Below are 7,120 nucleotides of genomic sequence, written 5' to 3' on the forward strand. Positions count from 1 at the left end.
GGCCGGCCGGGCCGCGACGAACCGGAAGTGGACCACCGCCTTCAGGCCGCGCGGCCTGTTCGAGGAGCAGCTGGAAGCATGAGCGAACATCGGCGCAAACAGTCGAACCCGGACGGCCCCTCTGCCGGGCACCGCGGCCCGCAGCCGCCGCCCCCCGGAGGCGGGCGGCCGCAGGGGCCGCCCCAGGGCGGCCAGGGCCCGGGGCCGGGAGCGTCGCGCCGGACCGCTCGCCCGCAGGGCCAGACCGCGCGCAACGGGATGACCGGGCAGCAGCCGCGGCTGACCCGCGCCGAGATGCGCAAGGCGGCCCAGGGCAAGGGACGCGGCGCCGGGGCGGCCGCCGCCCCCGCCGGACCCAAGCCGAAGCGCCTGATCGACTACCCGCGCTGGGGCAAGTCCGGGGTCCGCCACTGGATGCCCTCGTTCAAGCAACTGCTCAGCGGCGCCCTGCTGTTCTTCGCCGCATCGGTGGGCGTGGTGGGCTACGCCTACGCGAACACCACCGTGCCCCCGGTCAACCCGTCCACCCAGCAGCAGAACAACATCTTCTACTGGGCCGACGGCTCGGTGATGGCCACCACCGGCACGGTGAACCGCCAGAACGTCTCACTGGCCCAGGTCCCGGTGAAGGTCCAGGACGACTTCATGGCGGCCGAGGACGAGACCTTCGAGACCAACTCGGGCATCGACGCCACCAGCATCCTGCGCGCGGTCAAGAACATGGTGACGGGCGGTCAGATCCAGTCCGGATCGACCATCACCCAGCAGTGGGTGAAGACCAGCATCCTGTCCAACTCGCAGCAGACGGTGTCCCGCAAGTTCAACGAGATCATGATCTCGATCAAGATCGGGCAGGGGCACTACACCAAGAACGAGGTGATGGAGGGCTACCTCAACAGCAACTACTACGGCCGCGGCGCCAACGGCATCGAGGCGGCGGCCGAGGCCTACTACGGGGTGCACGCCTCGCAGCTGACCGTCTCGCAGGGCGCCTTCATCGCCGCCACGGTCAACCAGCCCAGCTACTACCAGGACGTCGACAGCGACGCCAAGGTCAAGGCCGCGGCGGTGCAGCGGTGGACCTACGTGCTGGACCGGATGGCCAAGAACGGCTGGATGACGGCGGCCGAGCGGGCCACCTACACCCCGGACAAGTTCCCCACCCCGGTCAAGTGGGCGCAGAACTCGACGCTGAAGGGCCAGATCGGCTACCTGGTGCAGACGGCGCAGAACTACGTCGAGGAGCACACCACCCCCAAGCTGACCGACGGCAACTTCGCCAACGGCGGCTACCGGGTCTACACCACCTTCGACAAGAAGGAGGTGCAGGAGATGTCCGACGCGGTCGACAAGATGAACAAGGACCACATCGACCCGAAGAAGCGGCCCCAGTACGACACCGACGTGCAGACCGGTTCGGCCGCGGTCGATCCGGCCACCGGCGCGGTCAAGGCGCTCTACGGCGGCCCCGGCATGGACAAGGGGCACTACGTCAACAACGCCAACTCCTCCGGTGTCCCGGTCGGCTCGACGTTCAAGCCGATCGTGATGGCCACGGCCCTGGAGAAGGGTGCGTTGCTGACGCCGGGCTCGACCCGCTCGGCGATCACCCCGGACAGCAAGTTCAACGGTGACAACGGCATCACCATCAGGAACCAGTCGGGCACGCTGATCACCGACACCGATCCCAAGGACAAGTCACCGGACGGGCTGCTGCACCAGCAGAACGACAACACCGACATGCCGGGGTTCATCACCCTGCGCACCGCCATGGACAACTCGGTGAACACCCCGTTCGTCCAGCTCGGCGAGTACGTCGGCTACAGCGACGTCACGTCGATGGCCACCAACCTGGGCCTGGACAAGAGCATCTTCGCGCCGGACACCCCCGGTTTCTACATCGGCACCTCGACCCCGAGCGCGATCCGGATGGCCAACGTCTACGCGACCTTCGCCGACGGCGGGGTCTACCACGACCCCTACACGGTCACCAAGCTCAGCGTGAACGGGGTCGCCACCGCGGACCAGCCGGTGCTGGCCAAGCCCAAGTCGGCGGCGGTGATGTCGGCGGACACCGCCAACACCATCAACAGCATGCTGCAGGAGGTCGTCGACAAGGGCACCGCCACTAGCGTGAAGCCGCTGGGCCGCCCCACGGCCGGCAAGACCGGTACCACCGACGAGTTCAAGTCGGCCTGGTTCATCGGCTACACCCCGCAGCTGTCGACCGCGGTCACGATGTTCCGTGAGAACCCGAAGAGCCCGACCCTGGAGAGCATGAAGGGCACCGGCGACTCCGGGACCGGCAAGTTCTTCGGTGGGGCGCTGCCCGCGACCGCCTGGCTGACGTTCATGGAGTCGGCCCTGAACGGCACGCCGACGGTCGACTTCCCGGCCGCTCCCAAGCTGGGCAAGGGCGCCAACGAGTCCGGGGCCCCGTCCCCGTCCGCGTCGGCCAGCGCCAGCGCCACGCCGAGTGCCTCCAGTCAGCCGCCGGTGCAGTCGCAGAGCGCGTCGCCGACGATCTCGCTGTCCCCGAGCCTCTCGCCGTCGAGCAGCCCGTCCGCGACGAACACCTGCGGTGTGCTGAACTGGAAGTGCGGCGGTGGCGGCGGTCCGTCGGCCCCGGCGAGTTCGAGCTCGGCGAGCAGTTCGGCGTCCGCGTCGCCCTCGAAGAACAAGTTCGGCGGATAGCGGAAGCGGACAGCGGTCCGGTCCCGCTCGGACGGCCCTCCCGGCCCCGGTACGAGCCACTCAGGTGGCGCGCGCCGGGGCCAGGGGCGTTCCTTCCCCGGGAGCACCCGGCAAAAGCCGGACAGTTAGCCCGTTCCGGGCCCGGGCCCATGTCCAACTGCCGGGTGCCCAGTGCGGCGACAGGAAGGTGCGGCAGGATGTCCGGCATGACGTCGAGCGAGCGTGACGAGGCAGCGGCGCCCGAGCCGGACCGCACCCCTGACAGCACCCCTGGGCACAGGGCCGGGCGGGGCACCGTGACCATGCCCGCCGCGCCGCCCGAGGACACCGTCGTGGTGCCCGCCGACGAGGACCCGGTCTCGGCGGCCGGCAGCGAACTGTTCGGCGGTGCGCCCGGGCGCCGGGCCCTGCTCGGCGTCGGCTGGTGGACCGCGGCCCGGGTGCTGGCGATCTGCACGATCATCGTCTTCGCCCTCGGCATGGTGCAGAAGATCCCCTGTTACAACAGCGGCTGGTTCTACGGGGCGACCGCCCAGTACGACCACGCCTGCTACAGCGACATCCCGCACCTGTTCACGCTGCGCGGCTTCTCCATCGGGAACATCCCCTACCTGGACAAGATCCCCAGTGCTTCGCCCGACATGCAGTACCTGGAGTACCCGGTCCTCACCGGCCTGTTCATGTGGCTGGCCGCCTGGCTGACCCCGTCGGGCGGCGGGGACGTCCACCGCGAGCAGGTCTTCTGGCTGCTGAACGCCGGCATGCTGATGATCTGCGCGGTGGTCGCGGTGGTCGCGGTGATGCGCACCCACCGCCGCCGCCCCTGGGACGCGCTGCTGTTCGCCCTGGCGCCGGTACTGGCCCTGGACTCGACCATCAACTGGGACCTGCTCGCCGTCGCCCTCACCGCCGTCGCCATGGCCCTGTGGGCCGGCCGCCGCACCGTGTGGGCCGGCGTCTTCATCGGCCTGGCCACCGCTGCCAAGCTCTACCCGGTGTTCCTGCTCGGCCCGCTGCTGGTGCTGTGCTGGCGGGCCGGGCGGATGCGCGCCTTCGGCCAGGCGCTGGCCGGTGCCGCGGTGGCCTGGCTGGCCGTGGACCTGCCGTTCATGCTGCTCAACTTCAAGGGCTGGGCGACCTTCTACACCTTCAGCCAGACCCGGACCATCGACTACGGCTCGTTCTGGCTGATCCTCAGCCAGAACGGGGTGATCAACTGGTCGGTCGGCACCGTCAACACGATCATCACCATGCTGCTCGCGCTGTGCTGCCTCGGCATCGCCTGGCTGGCCCTGGCCGCGCCGCGGCGGCCGCGCTTCGCGCAGCTGGCGTTCCTGATCATCGCCGCGTTCACCATCACCAACAAGGTCTACTCGCCGCAGTACGTGCTCTGGCTGCTGCCGCTGGCCGCGCTGGCCCGGCCGCGCTGGCGGGACTTCCTGGTCTGGCAGGCCTGCGAGGTCCTGTACTTCCTTGCTATTTGGTACAACTTCGCCTACACCTCCGCCTCCGCACAGAAGGGGCTGCCCACCGACTGGTACCACGGCGCGATCGTTGTCCACATCCTGGGGACCCTCTACCTGTGCGTCATGGTCATCCGCGACATCCTGATGCCGGAGTACGACTCGGTGCGCTGGGACGGTAGTGACGATCCGTCAGGAGGTGTGCTGGACAGGGCAGTTGACATCTTCGCAGGGCGCGCGAGGCGAAGTGCGGCGACCAAGTACCAGGACACCGTGCCGGATTGAGCACGGAGCGGCCCTGTGGATAACTCACCCCGCCCCTGTGGACAACAAGTTGTCCACAGGGGCGGTTCCATGTACGTCAACACGGTGTACGGGAGGGGTAGTTGAGGCGTACTTCCGTGCGAGCGATCGGGAACATTTCGGGCACCACACACGATCGGATGAACCGGACTGATCAGTGTTGCAGAAAGTGATTCCACGGTTACGGTGTGTGTGCCGACCAAGAAACGAGACGCCCCGGCGGTGCGGCAAACACCCCGGGGCTCGACACAGGAGACAAGACCTCCCATGCACGTTCACCGTACCAACCAGCATGCCGATTTCACGGTTCTCGCGAACTGCGCCCTCCAGAACAAGACACTTTCCTTCCGCGCCCGGGGTCTGCTCGGGTACCTGCTGAGCCGTCCCGACGGCGCGCAGGAGGACTGCCGTCGGCTCGCCGAGGAGCACCCCGAGGGCCGTCGCGGCGTCGCCGACGCGCTCAACGAACTCAAGGCCGCGGGCTACTACTTCGTGGTGACCTGGAAGAGCAGGGACGGCCGGTTCTGCACCGAGACGCATGTCTACGACACCCCGCAGCAACAGGCCCCGGCACCGGGTCCCGGTGAGCGGCCCGAGGGTGGGGCGGGAGCGAAACCCGTAAAGAACCGGGAGAAAGAAACCACCCCCCGGGGCGACGCCGTCAACGAGGATCGCGGGGATCGCGATGACGACGGCGATGGCGGCGATGACGGTGACGGCCACGATCACGACGACCACGACGACGAGCCGCCTCCGCCCTCGCCGCCGGTCGCGGAGCCGAGCACGGCCCTGAGCGGGGCCGCCGCCCTGCTGCACCGGATCGTCCGGGGCGAGCCGCGGCTGCGGCTCGGCGTGCCCGAGGCCGCCAAACTCGCGCCGCTGGTGGCCGAATGGCTCGCCGACGGGGCGACCGAGGCGGAGCTCAGGGCTGCCCTGACGACCGGCTTGCCCCGGGTGATCCTGGCGCCGGTCGGCCTGTTGAAGCACCGGCTGATCCACAAGCGGCCGCCGGCCAGGGTGCCCGAGCAGCCGGATCCAGTGGCTGTGACCCCGGTCCCCCGCCGGCACGAGTGCGACGACTGCCGGGCCCCGCTGCCCGCGCCGGGGCTGTGCCGGGCCTGTGCGGCCCCCGACGTCCCCGCGCCGCCCAACCCGGCCGTCGCGGCCACCCGACGCGGCGCAGCGGTCGTCCGCGCCGCGCTACGGGGCATCACCGTCCCGGCAGCCTGCTGTCCGGCCTGACCGCCTCAGACCGGGCGGGTCCACGAACGTACGACCCGGCGGCCCGCCCTGGGGCCCTGCCAGCTGACGACGCACTGGGTACCCCACCACCCTCACGGGCTCCTCCGCCATGCCATCGACGGGCACGGCCCGACGGCCCGTCAATCCGTCCTGCCCGAGGGAGATCCGCCGTGTCCCAGGAGAACTCCGCCCTGCCCGAGGCCGCGCCCCGCCGCGACATCGAGATCGAAAGCTTCGCCCACCGCTCCACCAGCGGCTTCGTCCGCCGCCTCACCATGCCCGACGGCCGCTGGTGGTTCCCCACCGCAGACATCTGCGGGGGCCTCGACGCAACGGACGAGGCCTTCGCCGTCCGCACCTACGTCCCAGGCGCGATGCGCACCACGCTCGGCAGCGTGTGCGCTCTGCACGGCCTGCCCATCCCCACCCACGCGACCTGGGGCACCGAGCTCCCGCTGCTCTCCCGCCGTGGCGTGGAAGCCCTGCTGGACTCCCCGGTGGGCGCGGCGGTCCCGCTCTTCGCGGACTGGGTCCGCAGCTCAGTGATCAAGCCGCCCACCCACCCCGGCACGGCCGTCGTCAACCCGGTCGAACCCGAGCCCGAGCCCGAGCCCGAACCCAGCCACGACGCCATCGAGATCAGCGACTTCGTCTACGCGGCAACCGGGGCCCGGATCCGCCGGCTGACGATGCCGGACGGATCGCACTGGTTCCCGGCAGCGGACGTCTGCAATCACCTGGGCTATGCGAACTCCGCAAAGACGGTCGCGGACCATGTCCCCGACCAGGACCGGACAGACCTCCAAGGTCTAACTGGACGCTATACCTTCACATTCCTGCAGGTCGGAGCTGGCAGAAGCATGCATTGATGGTGAATCTGCAGGGCCTGGTCGCGCTGGTCAACGGGTCGACCAAGCCGGAGGCCCGGCCGTTCAAGCGTTGGGTCGCGGAGCTAGTCACCACTATCCAGCGCGACGGCTCTTACGAACTCCCGAGAAGGTCTGTCGGTTCTGTAGATCTTCCACGAATGAGGACGATCTTCGTCGATCCGCCGGCGACCGTGGTGGACGATCGAGCAGAACGCGCGCACGAGGCTCTGATGGAGTCCCACCGGGCGGTCATGGAATCGCATCGGGTCTCGTTGGAGGCAATCCAGCGCCTGACCGAGACGGTTGTCGGCCTCGTCGGCACCATTCGCATCCCGAAGCAGCCAATGCCGAAGGTCCCGCCAGTTGCCCCTCCGCGTACGGCACCGGAATACCTCGCCTCTTGGCAGTCGCGGATCGCCGCTCCCGACGAGGTCTGGTCCGTCGCGGCCTACATCGTCCCGGAACTCCTGCTGCACGGAGAACTGGTGGTCGTCGGGGAGCGCATTGGAGCGCGGGTGGGGCTTGCGTCGGCGCGCGTGCACAAAGCCG

Annotated in this window: 5 protein-coding genes; all 5 read left to right on the forward strand. The window is 69.3% G+C overall.

Features of this window, described 5'->3' with window-relative positions; genetic code table 11:
- Positions 1–78: 78 nt before the first annotated feature.
- Entirely contained in the window at positions 79–2,694 is a 2,616-nt protein-coding gene (locus TR46_RS31200) for a transglycosylase domain-containing protein (protein ID WP_084719096.1), read from the forward strand.
- Between the two features lie 302 nt (positions 2,695–2,996).
- Positions 2,997–4,442 carry a glycosyltransferase family 87 protein gene (locus TR46_RS31205; RefSeq protein WP_042408323.1) on the forward strand — a complete coding sequence of 482 codons (1,446 nt, stop codon included), beginning with the start codon at positions 2,997–2,999 and terminating at the stop codon, positions 4,440–4,442.
- A 285-nt stretch (positions 4,443–4,727) separates the two neighbouring features.
- The gene (locus TR46_RS31210; RefSeq protein ID WP_042408287.1) at positions 4,728–5,702 is read left to right on the forward strand and encodes a helix-turn-helix domain-containing protein; all 975 of its coding nucleotides are present in this window, start codon (positions 4,728–4,730) and stop codon (positions 5,700–5,702) included.
- Between the two features lie 170 nt (positions 5,703–5,872).
- A complete protein-coding gene (locus TR46_RS41680) occupies positions 5,873–6,571 on the forward strand; it encodes a BRO-N domain-containing protein (protein ID WP_052433248.1) in 699 nt (232 codons plus the stop codon).
- Positions 6,571–7,120, forward strand: a 550-nt coding sequence (locus TR46_RS38470; RefSeq protein ID WP_084719098.1) for a BRO-N domain-containing protein, incomplete at its 3' end; no start/stop codon positions are given. The genes TR46_RS41680 and TR46_RS38470, both read left to right, overlap by 1 nt.

The organism is Streptacidiphilus carbonis, from assembly GCF_000787775.1.
Lineage (GTDB): Bacteria > Actinomycetota > Actinomycetes > Streptomycetales > Streptomycetaceae > Streptacidiphilus > Streptacidiphilus carbonis.